Below are 20592 nucleotides of genomic sequence, written 5' to 3'. Positions count from 1 at the left end.
CTTGCGCTGCCGTGGCCTTGCCCTGACCCGGACGCGGCTGGCCGGGCTTGCCATTGCCCTGACGTGCCGCCGGTGCGCCCAGACGGTGACGCACCGCAGCGGATTTGTCACCCGGCGGGGTAGGCGGAATCAGGCAGTGCTTGCTGTGGCCGATCAGGTCGCTGCGGCCCATATTGATCAGCGCATCGTGAATGATCTGCCAGTTGTCCGGGTGGTGATAGCGGAGGAAGGCCTTGTGCAGCTTGCGGCGATAACCATCGCGCACCACATCCACTTTTTCCGAGCTGCGCGACAGGCGCTTGAGCGGATTGCGACGGGTATGCCACATGGTGGTGGCCATGGCCATGGGCGTCGGGGTAAAGGTTTGCACCTGATCCAGACGGAAGTTGTTCTTCTTCAGCCACAGCGCCAGATTCATCATGTCCTCATCGCTGGTGCCGGGGTGGGCGGCGATGAAGTAGGGAATCAGGTATTGTTCCTTGCCCGCCTGGCGGCTGAAGCGTTCGAACAGCTCCTTGAACTTGTCGTAGGCGCCCATGCCCGGCTTCATCATCTTGGACAGCGGGCCGTCTTCGGTGTGTTCCGGGGCAATTTTCAGGTAGCCGCCCACATGGTGCTGCACCAGTTCCTTGATGTATTCGGGCGAGCGCACCGCCAGGTCGTAACGCAGGCCGGACTGGATGTTGATCTTCTTCACTCCCGGCAAGGCACGCGCCTTGCGGTACAGCTGGATCAGATGGCTGTGGTCGGTATTCAGGTTCTCGCAGATGTCCGGGAACACACAGGACAGCTTGCGACAGGAACGCTCGATGTTCGGGTCCTTGCACGACAGGCGGTACATATTGGCGGTCGGGCCGCCCAGATCGGAGATGTGGCCGGTGAAGCCCGGCGTCTTGTCGCGGATTTCCTCGATCTCGTGCAGGATGGATTCTTCCGAACGGCTCTGGATGATGCGGCCTTCGTGCTCGGTGATGGAGCAGAAGGTACAGCCGCCAAAACAGCCGCGCATGATGTTGACCGAGTACTTGATCATCTCCCACGCCGGAATGTGCGCATTGCCATAGGACGGGTGCGGATTGCGGGCGTAGGGCAGGCCGTAGACGAAGTCCATTTCCTCGGTAGTCAGCGGAATGGGCGGCGGGTTCAGCCATACATCGCGGCTGCCGTGCAGCTGCACCAGTGCGCGGGCATTGCCGGGGTTGGATTCCAGATGCAGGGTGCGACTGGCGTGTGCATACAGCACCGGGTCGTGCGCCACGGCTTCGTAGGCCGGAATGCGGATGACGGTTTTGGCACGTTCGGCGCGGCGTTTGGCCAGGCGTTCTTCGCGCGATTCGATGCGGATCACCTGCGGTGCAGTCGGGTCGCTGCCCTTGGTGGCTTCTGCTGCTTGTTTCGGCAGTTCCTGATACGGATTCAGGTGCGGATCCACCTTGCCGGGGGTGTCCACCACGCTGGAATCCATCTCCTGCCATTCCTCATCCGGACGCCAGCCTTGCTGCACCACGAAGGCGGTACCGCGGACGTCGCGGATTTCACTGAGTTTTTCACCCTTGGCAGCACGATGGGCGATTTCCACCAATGCGCGTTCGGCATTGCCATACAGCAGGATATCGGCCTTGGAGGTAATCAGCACCGACTGGCGTACCTTGTCGCTCCAGTAGTCGAAGTGGGCGATGCGGCGCAGGCTGGCTTCGATGGAGCCGATCATCACCCCCACGCCGGGATAGGCTTCGCGGCAACGCTGGGCATACACGGTGACGGCACGGTCCGGGCGCTTGTTCGGTTCGGCATTGGGGGTGTAGGCATCATCCGAGCGCGGGCGACGGTCCGCCGTGTAACGGTTGATCATCGAGTCCATATTGCCGGCGGTGACGCCAAAAAACAGGTTCGGCTTGCCCAGCGCGCGGAAGGGCTCGGCCGACTGCCAGTCCGGCTGCGCGATGATGCCGACACGGAAGCCCTGGGCTTCCAGCAAACGGCCCACCAGCGCCATGCCGAAACTGGGATGGTCGATATAGCAATCGCCGGAAATCAGGATGATGTCACAGGAATCCCAGCCCAGCTGGTCCATTTCGGCGCGGCTCATCGGCAGGAAAGGGGCAGTGCCGAAGCGGCTGGCCCAGTACTTGCGGTAAGAGGTAATCGGTTTGGCGGCGGCTGGCTGTGTCGTCATGCTGAATGAAAGCGGCTGGTGGCGCAGGTGGATAAGCAACCGGGCATTATGCCGTACTTTCGGATTTTTATCAGCATAAATTGTTGTTTTTAATGGCGAATTGCCATGCTGGGAGTAGGGGTTGAGGACAATATTTTCCGTTGAAATCAGTTGTTTGGCGGTTTTACCGCCCTGCAAGCGCTGTCTGCGTGTGACCTTGGCCGCAGTTTGGCGTAGGCTTGCGGATTGTCTTGGTTTGTCATGCTGATGTGTTGTATTGCTTCACATCAGCCACATACAGCACAGGAAACATTGCGCATGAGCAGTCAGATCATCCATCTGGACGGAAAAACGTCTGAATCCCAAGTAGCTGAGCTGGAAAGCGGCAAGGTACTGTTTCTGCCGCAGCTGGACTTTGCCATCCAGCCTGCCGAACTGGCCTTGCTGAACCCGGCCATTGCCGACCCTAAACGCAAGAACATCAGCCTGGAGCCGCAAGATGGTGGCAAGTTGCATGGTGTGGCCGACCCGGCCAACGAAGCCGCAGTGCGCGCCTTGATTGCCCGCTATCGCGACAGCGCCTTTGCCCTGGTCAACCAGTTGCTGCCGGAATACCGTGGCAAGCTGCGCGCTGCACCCACCAGCCTGCGCCTGATGCGGGTGGAAAATCGCCAGACGTCCTGGCGCAAGGACGACAGCCGCCTGCACGTGGATGCCTTCCCGTCCGCCCCACTTACGGCGAGCGCATCCTGCGCGTGTTCTACAATGCCAACCCCAATGGCGAGCCACGCGTGTGGCGGGTGGGCGAGCCGTTTGCCGACATGGCGCGGCGCATGCTGCCACGGGTGCCTTATCAATGGCCGGGTTCGGCCGCACTGATGGCTGCGCTGAAAATCACCAAGCGCAAACGCAGCGCTTACGACCACCTGATGCTGCATCTGCACGATGCCATGAAGGCGGACATGGATTACCAGCGCACCTGCCCGCAGGAAACCATGCCGTTCCCGCCCGGCTGCGGCTGGGTGTGTTTCTCCGACCATGCCTCGCATGCGGTGATGTCCGGCCAGTTCATGCTGGAGCAGACTTTCTGGCTGGCCGCGCAGGACATGGCCAACCCGGCACGCTCGCCACTGGCCGAATTGCAGGCCATCACCGGGCGCAAGCTGCTGTAAACCAAGCGGGCGGCTGGCCGGGCAAAGTACCGGCCAGCTTGTATTTCCCCGGCAAAACCGGCCATGCCGGGACTACCTCTCCCCAGCAAGGGCAAATCGGTTACAATCACCGATTGCTTTCAATCAGTCTGCAGCCAGAATCATGAGCACGGAAAACAACGCGCCAGTAGTCAGCAACTTCATTCGCAACATCATTGACGAGGATCTGGCTTCCGGCAAGCACAGTTCCATCGTCACCCGCTTCCCGCCGGAGCCCAATGGCTACCTGCACGTGGGCCACGCCAAATCCATCTGCCTGAACTTCGGTCTGGCCGAGGATTACCAGGGCAAATGCAATCTGCGCATGGATGACACCAACCCGGAAAAAGAGTCGGACGAATTCGTGCAGTCCATCAAGGACAGCGTGGAATGGCTGGGCTTCAAGTGGGATGGCAATGTCCGTTTCGCCTCGGATTACTTCGATGCGCTGTATGACTATGCCGTCGAGCTGATCAAGTCGGGCAAGGCCTTTGTCTGCGACCTGAACGCCGAAGAAATGCGCGCCTATCGCGGCAGCCTGACCGAGCCGGGCAAGAACAGCCCTTTCCGCGACCGTAGCGTGGAAGAGAACCTCGACCTGTTCACCCGCATGCGTAACGGCGAATTCCCGGACGGCAGCAAGACCCTGCGCCTGAAAATCGACATGGCTTCCGGCAACGTGAACCTGCGCGACCCGGTGATCTACCGCATCCGCCGCGCACATCACCACCGTACCGGCGACAAGTGGTGCATCTACCCGATGTACGACTACACCCACTGCATCTCCGATGCGCTGGAAGGCATCACCCACAGCCTGTGCACGCTGGAGTTCGAAGACCATCGCCCGCTGTACGACTGGGTGCTGGACAACATCACCATTCCTTGCCACCCGCGCCAGTACGAATTCTCCCGTCTGGAACTGCTGTACGCGCTTACTTCCAAGCGCAAGCTGCAGGCACTGGTGACCGACGGCCTGGTGGATGGCTGGAACGACCCGCGCATGCCCACCATCGAAGGCATGCGTCGTCGCGGTTTCAGCCCGGCGGGCATTCGCCTGTTCGCCCAGCGCATTGGCGTGTCCAAGGGTGAAAACATCATCGACATGAGCGTGCTGGAAGGCGCTGTGCGCGAGATGCTGGAAAACGAATCGCCGCGTGTGATGGCCGTGCTGGACCCGATCAAGGTGACCCTCACCAACTTCGATGCCGCCGTCACCGCCAGTCGCAGCGCGCCTTTCCATCCGCATCACCCGGAATTCGGCGAGCGCGAAGTGCCGATCGCCCGTGAAATCTGGATCGAGCGTGACGATTTTGCCGAAGTGCCGCCGCCCAAGTGGCAGCGCCTGACCGCCGGTGGTGAAGTTCGCCTGCGCTACAGCTATGTCATCAAGTGCGATGAAGTGATCAAGGATGCCGACGGCAAGGTGGTGGAACTGAAGTGCTCCATCGACCACGACACCTTGGGCAAGAACCCGGAAGGCCGCAAGGTCAAGGGTGTGATTCACTGGGTATCGGCCGAGCACGCGATTGAAGCCGACGTGCGTCTGTACGACCGCCTGTTCACCGAGCCGCGTCCGGATGCGGTGCGTGGCGACGATGGCGAATATGTCGACTTCCGCCAGTTCCTCAACCCGGAATCGCTGAAAACCGTCACCGCCTATGTGGAAGACGCCGTGCTGAAGGCAGCGCCGGAATCGCGCTTCCAGTTTGAGCGCCTGGGCTACTTTGTCACCGACCGTTACGACCATCAGCAAGGTGTGCGTGCGGTGTTCAACCGGACTGTGGGATTGCGCGATAACTGGAGCAAGTGATTTTTTGTCCCAACGGGTAAGTAAGCACTTACTTACCCGACTTGGTGCTGAATCTCTCTCAAGCGGGCCTGCTGGCCCGCTTTTTTCATGTCTGTTGATCGGGTACACCGTTAGCCGGGCACTGACAAGCTTCGCCAGCGCAGCATTTGATGCGCGTCGACTTTGGCGTGATGTAATTTGCCTGCTACACCTGTCCTGCCTAGCATCAAAACCATTCAGTCTTGCTTTGCGGAGAAGTGTGATGAACCAGCCTCGCCTGCTGTATCTGCAATCCGGCGGCCCCACCGCCGTTCTCAATGCCTCGGCGCAAGGGGTGATCGAAACCGCCCGCAAGCTGGGCATCTCGGTGTATGCCGCCCGCGATGGTCTGGCAGGCCTGCTGGAAGACCGGCTGGTGAATACCGATGGCGTGTCCGATCACGATATCGCCCGGCTGGGTTTTCTGCCTGGCGGGCATTTTGGCGTCAGTCGCCGCATGATAGGCCGTTTCGACGAATGTCCTGAGGACTGGCTGCGCATGAAAGCGGTGCTGGCGCGTCACGGCATTCATTATTTGCTGATCAATGGCGGCAACGGCTCGCTGGGCTGTGCCGCCCGGCTGGCGGATTTCCAGCGCCATACCGGTCATGCGCTGCATGTCATCGGTGTGCCCAAAACCATAGACAACGATCTGGTCGGCACCGACAACAGCCCCGGCTATGGCTCGGCGGCCAAGTTTCTGGCCAGCACCATGCTGGAAGTAGGCATGGACATGATCAGCATGGGCCGTGGCCGGGTATTCATCATGGAGGCGATGGGCCGCCATACCGGCTGGCTGGCGGCGGCACCTGCTGCGGCGCGCATTCACGGCGGGCAGGCACCGCATATCGTGTTGCTGCCGGAAGTGCCGTTTGATCAGGACAAGTTTCTGGCTGCGGTTGATGCCAGTCTGGCGGCGCATGGCCAGTGCGCCATCTCGGTGGCAGAAGGCCTGGTGGATGCCGCCGGGCGCTTTGTCACCGAGGCCAATGCCTCGGCCGTGTATGGGCACGAGCAACTGGGCGGGGTGGGGAGCTGGCTGGCGGCGCTGCTCAAGCGCGAGCGCGGCCTGTCCGCCCATGTGGCGCAGGTGGATTATCTGCAACGCGCAGCCGGGCATCTGGTGTCGGCCACCGATGCCGCCCAGGCTTACCAGATGGGGCAGAAGGGCGTGGAATGGTTGCAGGCCGGCCGCAGCGGCGTGATGGCGGGCATCCGCCGCCTGTCCGATCACCCATACCGCTGGGAAGTGGCGGAGTTTCCGCTCTCTGATGTGGGGGATCTGGAAAAGGCTTTCCCGTCGCACTTCATCTCTGCCGATGGCTATGGCGTGACCCAGGCTTTTCTGGATTACCTGCTGCCGCTGATGGAAGGGGAGCGCATGCCACCCTTCCGTCAGGGCGTGCCGGACTACCGCCGTATTGAATGGCCGCCGGTGTGACCCCATTTACTGGCAGCAGATGTCACTCGGGACCGGGCACTGGCCCGGTTTTTCATTTTCCGCGCAGCAGGACGGGCAGTGTGCAGGCGCTTCGCGGGGGCTTGACGACTCTGCTACAATTTCCCCTTTTACCCAAGCACAGGTTATCTAGATCATGCTGAACGTGTACAACACCCTGACTCGCCAGAAAGAAGAGTTCCATCCCATCGAACCGGGCAAGGTGCGTATGTATGTGTGTGGCATGACGGTGTATGACCTCTGCCATATCGGCCATGCCCGCATGCTGGCTGCCTTTGACGTGATCTACCGCTGGCTCAAGGCCTCCGGCTACGATGTCAACTACGTGCGGAACATCACCGACATCGAAGACAAGATCATCAAGCGGGCGCTGGAGCGCGGCATTACCCCGGACCAGCTGGTGGCGGAAACCATCGCCGACATGCATCAGGATGCCGCCGCGCTGAACCTGCTGCCGCCGACCCACGAACCGCGCGCACCCATCATGTGGGCGGCATGATTGCGCTGATCGAACAGCTGATTGCCAATGGCAAGGCCTACCCGGCCCCCAATGGCGATGTGTATTACGCGGTGCGCGAGTTTGAAGGCTACGGCAAGCTGTCCGGCCGTACGCTGGACAAGCTGCGCGCCGGTGAGCGCGTGGAAATCGACCCCAACAAGCGCGACCCGCTGGACTTCGTGCTGTGGAAGGCCGCCAAACCGGGCGAGCCGTCCTGGGACAGCCCGTGGGGTGCAGGCCGTCCGGGCTGGCATATCGAATGCTCGGTGATGAGCTGCCACCATCTGGGCGAGCACTTCGACATCCACGGCGGTGGTGAAGACCTGCAATTCCCGCACCATGAAAACGAAATCGCCCAGTCCGAAGGCGCGCATGGCCATCAGTATGTGAATTACTGGCTGCACAACGGCTTCATCAATGTCGATGGCGAAAAGATGTCCAAATCGCTGGGCAATTTCTTCACCATCCGCGACGTGCTGCAGCATTTCGACGGCGAAGTGGTGCGCTTCTTCATTGTGCGCAGCCACTACCGCAGCCCGGTCAACTACACCGACAGCATCCTCAACGATGCCAAGCAGGGCCTGACTCGTCTCTACACCGCCTTGCGCGGTCTGGCGCTGCCGGAAAGCACGGGCATTGACTGGAGCAACCCCTACGCTGCGCGCTTCAAGGCAGCGATGGATGACGACTTCAGCTCCTCCGAAGCTGTTGCCGTGCTGTTCGAGCTGGCTGGTGAAGTCAACAAGAGCCGCGATGTGCAACTGGCCCGCCTGATGAAGGACCTGGGCGGCGTGCTGGGCCTGCTGCAACGTGAGCCGGAGGAATTCCTCAAGGCTGGTGCGGGTGACGGTGAATTGACTGCCGAGCAGATCGAAGCCCTGATCCAGGCGCGTCGTGATGCGCGTGCCAACAAGAACTGGGCCGAGTCCGACCGTATCCGTGACGAGCTGATCGCCAAGGGTGTGGTGCTGGAAGACAATGCGCAGGGCACCAGCTGGCGTCGTGCCTGAGCCTGCATTGCTGGCCGGGTAAGTCCAGGGCGGCAGTCTGATAAGGGCTGTCGCCGTTTTCGTTTCGGGCGACTTGTCAAGTGCTGATAAAGCGCGGATAATGCACCCCTTCACCAAGTAGTACAGGCAAAACCCCTGTACCCGTAACCAAGGAAGCTCATCATGCGCGCTGATATCCACCCGAATTACAAAGAAGTTGCGGTTACCTGCTCCTGCGGTAACACCTTCACCACCCAGTCCACCATGGGCAAGGACGCCTTCCACATTGAAGTGTGCTCCAGCTGCCACCCGTTCTACACTGGCAAGCAGAAGATTGTTGATACCGCCGGCCGTATCGACAAGTTCAACCAGAAGTTCGGTGGCTTCTTCAAGCGCTAAGCTTGTAAGCTTTGGAAAAAAGGCAGCCCAGGCTGCCTTTTTTCATTTCCGCTGCGTGTGCTTGCACATTAAAATAATGCTTTATTCCAACTGGCGCGCGCCTCGATGCTGACGTACTCCCCGCAAAACGCCACCGTTCCCGTTCCCACCGAAAAGCCCTGGGTCTTGTTGCTGCTGTGTTTTGTCTGGCTGTGGCCGGGCATCATCGGTCACGACCCGTGGAAGCCTGACGAACCCTATGTGATGGCCGTGGTGGATGGCATGCTGCGCAGCGGCAACTGGCTGCTGCCCACCATCCAGGGCGTACCCTATCTGGAATCCCCACCGCTGTATTACTGGGTGGCCACGGTACTTGCCAAGCTGTTTTCCCCCTGGCTGCTCCCTGCCCATGATGCCGCGCGGCTGGCAACGCCGCTGTTCATGACCCTGGGACTCACCCTGGCGGGCATGACCGGGCGTGACCTGATCGGCCGCCGTCACGGACGCAGCGTGGTGATGATTTTGATTGGCTGCCTGGGACTGATTGTCACCGGCCACCAGATGACGCCGATGGTCGCCAGCTTTACCGGTTTTGCCGCCGCCTTTTATGCCCTGTCGCTCACCTTGCGCTCTCCCGGACTGGCCGGTGCCATTCTGGGGGCAGGTAGCGCCGCCCTGTTCCTGAGTGCCAGCCTGCTGGAAGTGATGCTGGTGTGGGCTGTCGTGCTGTTCCTGCCGGCCTTTGCCGCCTGGCGCAACAAGCGCTATGTCATCACCGTGCTGATGGCCTTGCTGGTGGCTGTGCCTGTGGCGCTGATCTGGCCGCTGGAGCTGTCCCGCAGCTATCCGGCGCTGTTCCGCCTGTGGTGGGAACACCATGCGCTGGGCCCGCTGGATGGCTTTGGCAAGGTAGGGCTGTTTCACGGTTTTGGCTACTACACCTTCAATACCATCTGGTTTGCCTGGCCGGCCTGGCCGCTTGCCGCCTGGACGCTGTACCGCAACCGCAAGTACGAACAGCCCATGTTGCAGCTGCCGCTGATGTTCTTTGCCGTGGTGCTGATCATGCTGACGCTGTCGGTGCGCAAGAGCATGGATTACGCCATGCCGCTGCTGTTGCCGCTGTCCCTGCTCGCTGCGGTGGAGCTGGATAATCTGCGGCGTGGCGCTGCTGCCTTTCTCAACTGGTTCGGCCTGATGGCGTTCGGGGTGTTCGGCCTGCTGATCTGGGCGGGCTGGGCGGCGATGAACTATGGCTGGCCAGAACGGCTGGCAGGCCGGGCACAGTACTTCAGTCCTTACTATGTGCCGCATGTTTCGCTGCTGGCCGCCATCTTTGCCATTCTGGCCACCATCACCTGGATATGGGCGGTCACCCGCAGCCATGTGCGTGGTCGGCAAGCCATTACCAACTGGGCTGCCGGGCTTACCTTGTGCTGGGGATTGGCGCTGAGCCTGTGGCTGCCGTGGCTGGATGCGGCAAAGAGCTATCGTCCGGTGGTGGCAAGCATGCTCCGCAACGTGCCACCGGCAGTATTGAATGGCAGCAGCTGCATTGCCACCGAGCGCGAGAACATGATGGCGCGCATCAGCTGGCACTATTATGGCGGGATAGATCTGGTGGCTTATCCGGCTGGCGAAAGCAGCCCCTGCGACTACCGCTTGTTGATGCGTTCACGTACCGAGGGTCTGGCCGAGCCGGGCTGGAGCTTGTTGTGGCAGGGATCGCGACCGCGTGAGAAGTACGAGCTGTTCGGCCTGTTCAAGCGCTCACCGCACTAGCCGTGCAGCAGGATTCATCAAGATGACAACAGGCCGCAGCACATGCGGCCTGTCTGCTTTTAGTCCTGCCCGTGCTGATTCAGGGCAGCCATCACTGCCGGCAGGCTTTCCGCCAGCGCAAACAGTTCGCGCTCTTCAAAGCGGACATGGGCAGTCATGGCATCGGCAAAGGCTTGCAGCATGGCTGGCGAGGCCAGTTGCGGATGTTGCAGCAGGGCATGCAAATGGGCGTGATCTGCCAGCGTGCGCTCAACCGCAGCCTGCTGGCCGGCTTGTGACAGCGCAGGTAACAAGAGGCGTTCTTCCTGGGCGAAATGGGCTTGCAAGCTGTCCTGATAATGCTGGATCAGCCGCTGGGCGACGCGTTGCCACGCTTCAGCATCATCCTGCCGTGCCGCTTTGCCGGCTTGCATGGCCAGGGACAGGGCATGGTGATGGTCGTGCGAGAGTGGGGTAAGGGCTGCGCTGCGTTTCATGATGGTGGCTGTTAACGGTCAGGCAGACAGCCTGCGCCAGTGGCAGAAGATATGCCTTGATCACTCTCAAGGACAGCCGGGCCTCCCGGCGGGAGGCCCTGAGCGGCTAGTGTTGCAACTGCGGCAGATTGGCAAACAGCTGCAGTGCTTCCGGGTTGGCCAGTGCACTGAGATTATTCACCGGCTCGCCGTGAATCACGTTTTTCACCGCCAGTTCGACAATCTTGCCGCTGATGGTGCGTGGAATGTCGGTGACGGCAATGATGCGCGCCGGTACATGGCGCGGGCTGGCACCACGCTTGATCTGTTCGCGCAGCCGGTTGACCAGCGCCTCATCCAGCACATGGCCCTGCTGCAGCCGGACAAACAATACCACGCGCTCGTCGTCCTGCCAGCGCTGGCCCACGGCCAGGCTTTCCACCACTTCCGGGAAGCTTTCCACCTGACGGTAGATTTCCGCGGTACCGATACGCACGCCACCGGGGTTGAGCACCGCGTCGGAACGGCCATAAATCACCATGCCGTTGTGGGCGGTGATTTCGGCGTAGTCACCGTGGCACCACACATTATCGAAGCGGCCAAAATAGGCCTGACGGTATTTGCTGCCTTGCTCGTCCTGCCAGAACCCCACCGGCATGGAGGGGAAGGGGCGGGTGCATACCAGTTCGCCCTTTTCCTGCCGCACCGGCCTGCCGTAACTGTTGAAGATGTCCACCGCCATACCCAGGCCACGGCATTGCAGCTCGCCACGGTATACCGGCAGGTTGGCACAACCCAGGGCAAAACAGGACACGATGTCAGTGCCACCGGAAATGGAGGCCAGATTGATGTCCTGCTTGATGTTGGCGTATACCCAGTCAAAGCTTTCCGCCATCAGTGGCGAGCCGGTGGAGAAGATGGCGCGCAGTGCATCCAGCCGGTATTGCGTGGCAGGAGCCAGGTTGATCTTGCGCAGGCCGTCGATGTACTTGGCCGAGGTGCCAAACTGGGTGAATTGCCATTGCTGCGCATATTCCCACAGGATGTGTCCCTGATTGGCAAACGGCGAGCCGTCATACAGCATCAGCGCCGCGCCGCTGGCCAGACCGGATACCAGCCAGTTCCACATCATCCAGCCGCAGGTGGTGAAGTAAAACAGGTGGTCGCCATGGTGAATGTCGGCGTGCAGCTGGTGCTCCTTCAGGTGCTGCAGCAAGGTGCCGCCAGTGCCATGCACGATGCACTTGGGTTTGCCGGTGGTGCCGCTGGAGTACAGGATGAACAGCGGATGGTTGAATTCCACCCGGACAAACTGCAAGGGACGCGCAGCGAAGCGGGCAATGATATCGTCCAGCGTGATGGTGCGCGGCAGGCTTGCGGCAAAGGCAGCGGTTTCGCCCAGATAGGGGACGGCAATGAACTGCTGCACCGAAGGCAGACCGGCTGCCAGCGCCTGCATCTTGTCGCGGATGTCGATCTGCTTGCCGCCATACCAGTAGCCATCCGGGCAGAACAGCAGCTTGGGTTCGGTCTGGCCGAAGCGGTCGATGGCACCGTCGATGCCGAAGTCGGGCGAACAACTGGTCCATACCGCACCCAGGCTGGTGGCAGCCAGCATGGCGGCCACGGTTTCCGGCATATTGGGCAGGAAACCGGCTACGCGGTCGCCCGCCACAATGCCGGCAGCCTGCATGGCTTGCTGCAAGCGGGACACCAGCTGGCGCAGCTGCTGCCAGCTGTAGCGGGACTTGACCTTGTCTTCCCCCCAGAACACCAGGGCGGTGGCATCGCCATCGTGACGCAACAGGTTCTCTGCGTAATTGAGGCGGGCTTCGGGGAAAAAGCGCGCAGCCAGCATATTGTCCGCCTGCTCCAGCGCGCTCCCACCCTTGTCACCCAGCACCCCGCAGTAATCCCACACCAGCGCCCAGAAGCGGCCTGGGTCGTCCACGCTGGCTTGCCACAGCGTCTGGTAGTCGGGCAGCGGGCGGTCATAGGCTGCTTCGGCCAGGCGGGTAAAGGCATGCAGGTGGGAGCCTGCAATACGTTCGGCGGATGGTTGCCAGATGGGGAGGGTGGAATGCTGCATGTTATTCCTTATCTGAAAGTAATTCGCGCCAGAAGGCCACGTCGGCTTGAATGAGCCTTAGCCCATGGCCAGCCGTTATTGATAAGTTTCTTGAAGATTCGCAAGTGGAATCCATCCTGACTCCAAGCTGTCGTTGCTCTTGCACCATACCCAGCCATTTATCGTTTTTGTTCCGATAAGAACTTCGCCTTTGCGCGCATTCAATTCTCGTGCCGTGTAGTCTTCAAGGGAAATAGCAGTCTTGTCCTTAACGAATTTAATGATCTGCGCTGGAACCCAGCCGCCTTTTTGTCCTGGTGTTTCACAGAAAAGCCAGTCTTCCCATCCCTCCGGGCCATCGTATCTCTCACCTACGGTAAGAAGAGCTCCTTTTGCAAAGCTAATGGGCTCAGGGTAATCGGTAGTGTGATCCTGGATAACGAGATACTTCTTGGTTTCCATGATTTCTTACTCCGGTTTTTCATGTGGGTGGCGGGCTGGACATCCACGTATCAGTGACTAAGGCCCATGGCCTGCGCCACCTTCGAGGTGGGGGCGCGGCCCAGCAGGCCGGCGGCAAACCAGGCGGTTTGCACCAGTGTCGGCAAGTCTATGCCACAGTCCACGCCCAGGCCATGCATCAGGTACACCACGTCTTCGGTGGCCACATTGCCGGATGCCCACGAGCATACGGGCAGCCGCCCAGCCCGGCAATCGAGGAATCGAATGTTCTGATGCCAGCCTGAAAAGAAGCATGAATATTGCTGATGGCCATGCCGTAGGTATCGTGGAAGTGGCCTGCCAGTTGTGCAATTGGCACAAGCTTGCTGACTGCTTCCAGCATGTCCAGTACCCGGTTGGGCGTGCCCGTGCCTATGGTGTCGCCCAGCGAAATTTCGTAGCAGCCCATGTCCAGCAGACGGGCAGCCACTTCTGCCACCTTGGCCGGGGCGATGGCGCCCTCGTAGGGGCAATCCACCACGCAGGACACATAGCCGCGCACGCGGATGCCCTCGCGCCGTGCTGTAGCCATCACGCTGTCAAAGCGGGCCAGGCTTTCGGCAATGCTGGCATTGATGTTTTTCTGGCTGAAACTTTCACTGGCCGCACCAAACACGGCAATCTCGCGCACGCCAGCTGCCAGTGCCTGTTCCATGCCCTTGTCGTTGGGCACCAGCACCGGGTAATTCACCGCACCGGACAGCTCCAGTGCCTGCAATACTTGCAAACTGTCGGCCATTTGCGGCACCCATTTGGGCGAGACAAAAGCGCCGGCCTCGATGGTGGTGAGGCCGCTTTCAGCCAGGCGGCGAATCAGTTCCAGCTTGCTGGCGGTATCCACCTGCTGCTTTTCGTTCTGCAGCCCGTCGCGCGGGCCGACTTCGACGATTTTTACGGTTGGCATAGCGTGTTGTCCTCCGGATCAGTCGGCGTCGAAGTCGAGCAACTCGTCGCCATCGCATACCTGTTCACCAGCACCAAAGTAAAAGGCATTCACCGTGCCATCGGCTGGGGCATGGATGGTGTGCTCCATTTTCATGGCTTCCAGAATCAACAGGGGCTCACCCTTGCTCACCTGCTGCCCGCTACTGGCCAGCAAGGCCACTACCCGCCCAGGCATCGGTGCTTTCAGGTGGGTGGCGCCATGCACTTCTTCGGCGCTGGCGGCGTACGGGTCCACCCAGCTTGCTTCCAGCCGTTCGCCTTGCAGGAACAACACCCGCAGCTGCTGCTGGCTAATGACGGTGGCGCGCAGTTGTTGCCCGTCCAGCGTGACATGCCATTCACCGTGTTGCAGCCGTGCCATGGCCTGATATGTCTGTCCTGCCACCGTCACGGCAAAACCGTGCTCCAGATGGCGCACGCTGACACTGTGCAGGGTGTCGCCGTGCATGAATTGCTGGACGGTTTCCAGCTGACCATTCAGTCGCCAGCCTGCGCGCACCGGGAAGTCCGTCTGCGCGCCCAGCGTCTGGACCAGCGCCAGCACAGCCAGCTGAGCACTACTGGCAGGAGTGGCTGGTGGCAGCAAGGCATCCTGATAGCGGGCGATGAGCCCGGTATCCACTGCACCACTGGCAAAGCTGTGGTGCTGCACAATGCGGCGCAGGAAGGCGATATTGGTGGTGACACCGGCCACCTGATACTGCGCCAGTGCCGCGTCCAGCTGTTGCAAGGCGGCAGCCCGGTTTTCACCCCAGACAATCAGCTTGGCAATCATCGGGTCGTAGAAGGGGCTGATGCTGTCGCCTTGTTCCACCCCGGTATCGATGCGTACCTGTGCGCTTTCGGCAGGGGTAGCCAGGTGAATCAGCTGGCCGGTGGCGGGCAGGAAGCCCTTGTCCGGGTCTTCTGCATAAATACGCGCCTCGATGGCGTGGCCATGAATCTGTAGCTCGTCCTGCCGCAGCGGCAGCGGCTGACCGGCGGCTACTTGCAACTGCCAGGCCACCAAGTCCTGCCGGGTGATCATTTCGGTCACCGGGTGTTCCACCTGCAGGCGGGTGTTCATTTCCATGAAGTAAAAGTCACCGGGGCGGCCATCGTCCTGTACCGCCATGATGAATTCCACCGTCCCCGCACCGACATAGCCCACCGCACGCGCAGCGGCGCAGGCGGCTTCGCCCATGGCCTGCCGGGTGCTGACCGGCAAATCCGGTGCCGGTGCTTCTTCCAGTACTTTCTGATGACGGCGCTGCACCGAGCAGTCACGCTCGAACAGGTAGACACAGCCGCCCAGGCTGTCGGCAAACACCTGGATTTCCACATGGCGCGAACGTGGCAGGTATTTCTCCACCAGTACCTTGTCGTCACCAAAGCTGGCGGCTGCTTCGCGCTGGCAGGAGGCCAGCGCAGCGGCGAAATCCTCACTGCGCTCGACAATGCGCATGCCCTTGCCACCACCACCGGCGCTGGCCTTGATCAGTACCGGATAGCCGATACGGTCGGCTTGCTGGTGCAGGAAATCCGGCTCCTGGCGCTCGCCGTGATAGCCGGGCACCAGCGGTACGGCCGCCTGTTCCATCAGTGCCTTGGCGGCAGATTTACTGCCCATGGCGGCAATGGCGCTGGCCGGAGGGCCGATAAAGGCGATACCTGCGGCAGCGCAGGCGGCGGCAAAATCAGCGTTTTCCGACAAAAAACCATAACCGGGGTGGATGGCCTCGGCACCGCTCTGGCGGGCAATGTCCAGAATCAGCCCGGCCTTGAGATAGGATTCCGCCGCCGGAGCCGGACCCAGTCGCCAGGCTTCATCGGCCAGTCTGACAAAGCGGGCATCGGCATCGGCGTCGGAATAAACGGCAACAGTGGCAATGCCCAGCTGGCGCGCGGTCTTGATCACCCGGCAGGCGATTTCCCCGCGGTTGGCAATGAGGATTTTCTTGAACATGGCAGTGTCCTTATTGTTCTTGTTGCCAGGCGGGCGGACGTTTGTCGAAGAAGGCGGCCAGGCCTTCGCGGGCTTCCTGTCCGCTGCGGGTACTGGCAATGCGGCTGGCGGTATCGGCCAGCAGGTCGTCATCCCACGGTGAGCCTTCATGCAGTTCGGCCAGCAGGTCTTTGGCGGCCCCCAGTGCGCGTGGTGCACCTTTGGCCAGTTCGCTGGCGATGTCGGCGATGCGCTGGTCCAGCATGTCGGCGGCGACAACTTCATGCACCAGGCCGATACGGGCGGCGGTGGCGGCGTCAATGCGCTCGGCCGACAGGAAGTAGCGCCGCGCCTGCCGCCAGCCGATGGCATCGGCCACATAAGGGCCGATGGTGGCCGGAATCAGGCCCAGCCGCACTTCGGTCAGGCCGAAGCGGGCGGCGTCGGTGGCAATGGCAATGTCACATACGGTAGCCAGGCCGGTGCCACCGGCAATGGCCGGGCCGTGGATGCGGGCGATTACTGGCTTCTGGCTGCGGTAAATGGCCTTGAGCATGGCGGCCAGGCGCTGGGCATCGGCCAGGTTTTCTGCCTCGCTGTAGCCGGCGGCACGGCGCATCCAGTCCAGGTCAGCCCCGGCGGAAAAGCTTTTGCCATGTCCGGCCAGCACGATGACGCGCACGCTGTCGTCCAGTTGCAGTGCCTTGAAGGCGGCGGTCAGCTCGGCAATCAGCATTTCGTTCAGCGCATTGTGCAGTTCCGGGCGGTTCATCCAGACAGTGGCGGTGCTGCCGCTGTGATGGATATCGAGAGTCTGATACTGGCTCATGGCGCTTCCTTACATGCGGAACACGCCAAAGCGTGTCTTTTCGATGGGCGCGGACAGGGCTGCTTCCAGTGCCAGGCTCAGTACATCGCGGGTCTGGGCCGGGTCGATGATGCCGTCGTCCCACAGCCGTGCACTGGCGTAATAAGGGTGGCCCTGACGTTCGTATTGTTCGCGTACCGGTGCTTTCAGCGCTTCTTCCTGCTCGGCGGTGAAGGCCTCGCCCAGTTGTTCTTTCTTTACCTGTGCCAGCACCCCGGCGGCCTGTTCGCCACCCATCACCGAAATGCGGCTGTTGGGCCACATCCACAGCATGCGCGGGCTGTAAGCGCGGCCACACATGCCGTAGTTACCCGCCCCGAAGCTGCCGCCAATCAGCACGGTGAACTTGGGCACGCTGGCGCAGGCCACGGCGGTAACCAGCTTGGCGCCATCCTTGGCGATGCCGCCGTTTTCATACTTCTTGCCCACCATGAAGCCGGTGATGTTCTGCAGGAAGATCAGCGGAATGCCGCGCTGGCAGCACAGTTCGACAAAGTGCGCACCCTTGAGGGCCGATTCGGAAAACAGGATGCCGTTATTGGCGATGATGCCAACACGCCAGCCATTGAGGCGGGCAAAACCGGTGACCAGCGTCGTGCCGTAGTTCTGCTTGAATTCGTCAAAGTCGGAGTCGTCCACCAGTCGGGCGATGATTTCACGCACATCAAACGGCTTTTTCGGGTCAGCCGGAATCACGCCGTAGATTTCCTCGGCGGCATGGCGTGGTGCTTTAGGTTCGGCGCGGTCCAGCACGCCTTGTTTGTGCCAGTTGAGGTCGGCCACGATGCGGCGGGCAATGCCCAGCGCGTGGGCGTCGTTCTGCGCCAGGTGGTCGGCCACGCCGGAGATGCGCGCATGTACATCACCACCGCCCAGTTCTTCTGCGGTGACGACTTCGCCGGTAGCGGCCTTCACTAACGGCGGGCCGCCCAGAAAGATGGTGCCTTGTTCCTTGACGATGACGGTTTCGTCCGACATGGCCGGTACATAAGCACCGCCAGCGGTACAGCTGCCCATCACCACCGCAATTTGCGGAATGCCGGCGGCAGACAATTGGGCCTGGTTGAAGAAAATGCGGCCAAAGTGTTCCTTGTCCGGAAACACTTCGTCCTGCAGTGGCAAGAAGGCCCGCCGGAATCCACCAGATAGACGCAGGGCAGGCGGTTTTCCCTGGCGATTTCCTGCGCGCGCAGATGCTTTTTCACCGTCATCGGGTAATAAGTACCGCCCTTGACCGTGGCATCGTTGGCGATGATCAGGCAGTCCACCCCGGCAATGCGGCCGATGCCGCTGATCAGGCTGGCACCCGGCGCATCATCGTTGTACATGCCAAAGGCCGCCAGTTGGGACAGTTCCAGAAAGGGCGCACCAGGGTCCAGCAGGAGGTTGATACGCTCGCGCGGCAGCAGCTTGCCACGCGCGGTGTGTTTGTCACGGGCTTTGTCGCCGCCGCCCAGCGCCGCCTGAGCGACCTTCTGTTTCAAGTCATCCACCAGCGCACGCATCTTGTCGGCATTGGCCTGGAAGTCCGGCGCGCGGGGGGAGAGTTTGGATTCGATGACTGGCATGGAGAGCCTCTTGTTTTTGTGCCGATCCGTCAGGTTTTTTCAAAGCCAAGTAAAGCAAGGCAAAACGAAGCGCGTGGAGAACGCGGCTGAGGCAAGGTGCGCCGCCGCAGACAGTACATTGGGTACGGCCAGGCGGCGCAACGCGGCATCAGGCGTTTTATCCGGCTCTTAGCGTGTCTCGGCCATCAGTTCGCGGCCAATCAGCCAGCGGCGGATTTCGCTGGTGCCTGCGCCGATTTCATACAACTTGGCATCGCGCAGCAGGCGGCCGGTGGCGTATTCATTGATATAGCCGTTGCCGCCCAGGCACTGGATGGCATCCAGCGCCATCTGGGTGGCGTTTTCGGCGGCGTACAGAATGGCCCCGGCAGCGTCCTTGCGCGTCTGGCGGCCGGTATCGCCCCGGTCCAGCGCCTGGCCGACGGCATAGACATAGGCGCGGCTGGCAGACAGCTTGACGTACATGTCGGCCAGCTTGCCCTGCATCAGCTGGAAGTCGCCAATGGCCTGGCCAAACTGTTTGCGGTCATTCAGATAGGGGACGACGATGTCCATGCAGGCCTGCATGATGCCCAGCGGGCCTGCCGATAGCACGGCGCGTTCGTAGTCCAGCCCGCTCATCAGCACTTTCACGCCATTGCCTTCGCCGCCCAGTACGTTTTCGGCCGGGATTTCACAGTTGTCGAAGAATAGCGGGTAGGTGTTGGAACCGCGCATGCCCAGCTTGTCCAGCTTGCTGCCATGCGAGAAACCGGCAAAGCCCTTTTCCACGATAAAAGCCGTGATGCCCCTGGGCCCGGCGTTGACGTCGGTCTTGGCATACACCACCAGGGTGTCGGCATCGCCGCCGTTGGTAATCCACATCTTGCTGCCGTTCAGTACATAACGGTCGCCTTTTTTATCGGCGCGCAGCTTCATGCTGACCACATCGGAACCGGCATTGGGTTCGGACATGGCCAGCGCGCCCACGTGTTCGCCGGAAATCAGCTTGGGCAGGTAGCGGGCTTTCTGTTCGGTGCTGCCGTTCTTGCGGATCTGGTTGACGCACAGATTGGAATGGGCGCCGTAGGACAGGGCGACTGAAGCCGAGGCACGGCTGATTTCTTCCATCACGATCATGTGGGCCAGGTAGCCCATATTGGCACCACCGTATTCTTCTTCTGCGGTGATGCCCAGCAAGCCCAGGTCACCAAACTTGCGCCACAGGTCGGCCGGAAAGAGGTTGTCACGGTCGATGTCGGCGGCGCGCGGGGCGATTTCGGCGTCGGCAAAATCCTTCACGCTCTGGCGCAACATGTCGTAAGTGTCGCCGTGGTCAAAACGCAGGCTGCTGTACATGGTGTTTCTCCTCGGTGCCGGTCGTGGCGGCTGTGCCTGACAGGCTATTGTGATGGTTGCCTTACTGCTTTGAATATTGAATTACGTTTACGTAAGCGTCAATATGGTGTGGTAAAAAAACCTGCACGAGGGCAGGTGTTCAGGCGGGGTTGTCGGCCTTGGTGGTCATCTGGTCGATCACGCCACGGCAGTGTTTTTCCAGCGCATCGATTTCCGCCAGCACCACGTCGATGTCACGCCGCTGTTCTTCCAGCTGTTCGCGCCGGGCCACCAGCAAGTGCAGCAGCTTGAGCGACTGGCTGGCTTCATCGCGGGCCAGATCATACAGATCAATGATTTCGCGTATTTCCGACAAGGACAGGCCAATGCGCTTGCCACGCAGGATAAGCCGCAGGCGGGCGCGGTCGCGGCGGGTGAATACGCGCTGGCGGCCATCGCGTTGCGGCTCGATCAGCCCTTGTTCCTCGTAAAAGCGGATGGTGCGCAGTGTGACGTCAAAATCACGCGCCAGATCCGAAATGGTGAAGACTTCCTGTTCTGTCATGGTATCTGCTTTCAGTATTTATACGGATTGTAGCGTTTTTCCCACGGCTTCTCATCATGATAGACGTATTACGTTTACGTAATCGTCAACTTGTGGGATTA

At 60.9% G+C, this 20592-nt stretch carries 14 protein-coding genes and 3 pseudogenes; 6 read left to right on the top strand and 11 right to left on the bottom strand.

The window, feature by feature from the left end; all coding sequences use genetic code 11:
• Positions 1-2176 (bottom strand): YgiQ family radical SAM protein (locus tag AWT75_RS10255; protein WP_062789083.1); only part of this gene is annotated, 2176 nt, incomplete at its 3' end.
• Positions 2177-2416: 240 nt separating this feature from the next.
• Between AWT75_RS10255 and AWT75_RS23830 the strand changes: the two are divergent.
• The 6 genes and pseudogenes from AWT75_RS23830 to AWT75_RS10225 all read left to right on the top strand — a co-directional run bounded on the left by AWT75_RS23830 (position 2417) and on the right by AWT75_RS10225 (position 10280).
• A pseudogene (locus AWT75_RS23830) lies at positions 2417-3327 on the top strand (Kdo hydroxylase family protein).
• Positions 3328-3469: 142 nt separating this feature from the next.
• Entirely contained in the window at positions 3470-5155 is a 1686-nt protein-coding gene (locus tag AWT75_RS10245; RefSeq protein WP_062789082.1) for a glutamine--tRNA ligase/YqeY domain fusion protein, read from the top strand.
• Between the two features lie 241 nt (positions 5156-5396).
• Positions 5397-6614: a 6-phosphofructokinase gene (locus tag AWT75_RS10240; protein WP_062789081.1), complete on the top strand. Its 1218-nt coding sequence runs from the start codon at positions 5397-5399 to the stop codon at positions 6612-6614.
• Between the two features lie 154 nt (positions 6615-6768).
• Positions 6769-8141 (top strand): annotated as a pseudogene (cysS, locus tag AWT75_RS10235) (cysteine--tRNA ligase).
• A gap of 162 nt (positions 8142-8303) precedes the next feature.
• The gene (gene rpmE, locus AWT75_RS10230; protein WP_045847109.1) at positions 8304-8519 is read left to right on the top strand and encodes a 50S ribosomal protein L31; all 216 of its coding nucleotides are present in this window, start codon (positions 8304-8306) and stop codon (positions 8517-8519) included.
• A 105-nt stretch (positions 8520-8624) separates the two neighbouring features.
• Positions 8625-10280 (top strand): ArnT family glycosyltransferase, encoded by a 1656-nt coding sequence (locus AWT75_RS10225; RefSeq protein ID WP_045847110.1) that lies wholly within the window; start codon positions 8625-8627, stop codon positions 10278-10280.
• 59 nt (positions 10281-10339) lie between these two features.
• Here AWT75_RS10225 and AWT75_RS10220 read toward each other — a convergent pair whose 3' ends face one another.
• From AWT75_RS10220 to AWT75_RS10180, 10 genes and pseudogenes are all read right to left on the bottom strand, one after another.
• The gene (locus AWT75_RS10220; RefSeq protein WP_062789080.1) at positions 10340-10756 is read right to left on the bottom strand and encodes a hemerythrin domain-containing protein; all 417 of its coding nucleotides are present in this window, start codon (positions 10754-10756) and stop codon (positions 10340-10342) included.
• Between the two features lie 106 nt (positions 10757-10862).
• On the bottom strand, positions 10863-12824 hold the full coding sequence (locus tag AWT75_RS10215; RefSeq protein WP_062789079.1) for an acetoacetate--CoA ligase: 1962 nt from the start codon (positions 12822-12824) through the stop codon (positions 10863-10865).
• A gap of 75 nt (positions 12825-12899) precedes the next feature.
• The gene (locus tag AWT75_RS10210; protein WP_062789078.1) at positions 12900-13265 is read right to left on the bottom strand and encodes an SH3 domain-containing protein; all 366 of its coding nucleotides are present in this window, start codon (positions 13263-13265) and stop codon (positions 12900-12902) included.
• A gap of 50 nt (positions 13266-13315) precedes the next feature.
• Complete coding sequence (locus tag AWT75_RS23945; RefSeq protein WP_275575735.1) at positions 13316-13471, bottom strand: hypothetical protein; 156 nt, start codon at positions 13469-13471, stop codon at positions 13316-13318.
• Positions 13444-14208, bottom strand: a complete 765-nt coding sequence (locus AWT75_RS10205; protein WP_275575734.1) for a hydroxymethylglutaryl-CoA lyase — start codon at positions 14206-14208, stop codon at positions 13444-13446. The genes AWT75_RS23945 and AWT75_RS10205 overlap by 28 nt, the downstream gene beginning before the upstream one ends.
• 18 nt (positions 14209-14226) lie before the next feature.
• Complete coding sequence (locus AWT75_RS10200; protein WP_062789077.1) at positions 14227-16194, bottom strand: acetyl/propionyl/methylcrotonyl-CoA carboxylase subunit alpha; 1968 nt, start codon at positions 16192-16194, stop codon at positions 14227-14229.
• 10 nt (positions 16195-16204) lie between these two features.
• Positions 16205-17002: an enoyl-CoA hydratase/isomerase family protein gene (locus tag AWT75_RS10195; protein WP_062789076.1), complete on the bottom strand. Its 798-nt coding sequence runs from the start codon at positions 17000-17002 to the stop codon at positions 16205-16207.
• A gap of 9 nt (positions 17003-17011) precedes the next feature.
• Positions 17012-18609: pseudogene (locus AWT75_RS10190) on the bottom strand (carboxyl transferase domain-containing protein).
• 168 nt (positions 18610-18777) lie between these two features.
• On the bottom strand, positions 18778-19947 hold the full coding sequence (locus tag AWT75_RS10185) for an isovaleryl-CoA dehydrogenase (RefSeq protein ID WP_062789075.1): 1170 nt from the start codon (positions 19945-19947) through the stop codon (positions 18778-18780).
• A gap of 139 nt (positions 19948-20086) precedes the next feature.
• Positions 20087-20491 carry a MerR family transcriptional regulator gene (locus AWT75_RS10180; RefSeq protein ID WP_045847119.1) on the bottom strand — a complete coding sequence of 135 codons (405 nt, stop codon included), beginning with the start codon at positions 20489-20491 and terminating at the stop codon, positions 20087-20089.
• Positions 20492-20592 lie beyond the last annotated feature (101 nt).

Source organism: Aquitalea pelogenes, assembly GCF_001515305.1.
GTDB lineage: Bacteria > Pseudomonadota > Gammaproteobacteria > Burkholderiales > Chromobacteriaceae > Aquitalea > Aquitalea pelogenes.
This window is presented reverse-complemented; position numbering and strand designations above follow the sequence as displayed.

Bases quoted from the DNA above. Each gene is read 5' to 3' on its own strand.
- AWT75_RS10245 (WP_062789082.1), top strand. From the start codon at position 3,470: ATGAGCACGGAAAACAACGCGCCAGTAGTCAGCAACTTCATTCGCAAC.
- AWT75_RS10240 (WP_062789081.1), top strand. From the start codon at position 5,397: ATGAACCAGCCTCGCCTGCTGTATCTGCAATCCGGCGGCCCCACCGCC.
- rpmE (WP_045847109.1), top strand. From the start codon at position 8,304: ATGCGCGCTGATATCCACCCGAATTACAAAGAAGTTGCGGTTACCTGC.
- AWT75_RS10225 (WP_045847110.1), top strand. From the start codon at position 8,625: ATGCTGACGTACTCCCCGCAAAACGCCACCGTTCCCGTTCCCACCGAA.
- AWT75_RS10220 (WP_062789080.1), bottom strand. From the start codon at position 10,756: ATGAAACGCAGCGCAGCCCTTACCCCACTCTCGCACGACCATCACCAT.
- AWT75_RS10215 (WP_062789079.1), bottom strand. From the start codon at position 12,824: ATGCAGCATTCCACCCTCCCCATCTGGCAACCATCCGCCGAACGTATT.
- AWT75_RS10210 (WP_062789078.1), bottom strand. From the start codon at position 13,265: ATGGAAACCAAGAAGTATCTCGTTATCCAGGATCACACTACCGATTAC.
- AWT75_RS10205 (WP_275575734.1), bottom strand. From the start codon at position 14,208: ATGCCAACCGTAAAAATCGTCGAAGTCGGCCCGCGCGACGGGCTGCAG.
- AWT75_RS10200 (WP_062789077.1), bottom strand. From the start codon at position 16,194: ATGTTCAAGAAAATCCTCATTGCCAACCGCGGGGAAATCGCCTGCCGG.
- AWT75_RS10195 (WP_062789076.1), bottom strand. From the start codon at position 17,002: ATGAGCCAGTATCAGACTCTCGATATCCATCACAGCGGCAGCACCGCC.
- AWT75_RS10185 (WP_062789075.1), bottom strand. From the start codon at position 19,947: ATGTACAGCAGCCTGCGTTTTGACCACGGCGACACTTACGACATGTTG.
- AWT75_RS10180 (WP_045847119.1), bottom strand. From the start codon at position 20,491: ATGACAGAACAGGAAGTCTTCACCATTTCGGATCTGGCGCGTGATTTT.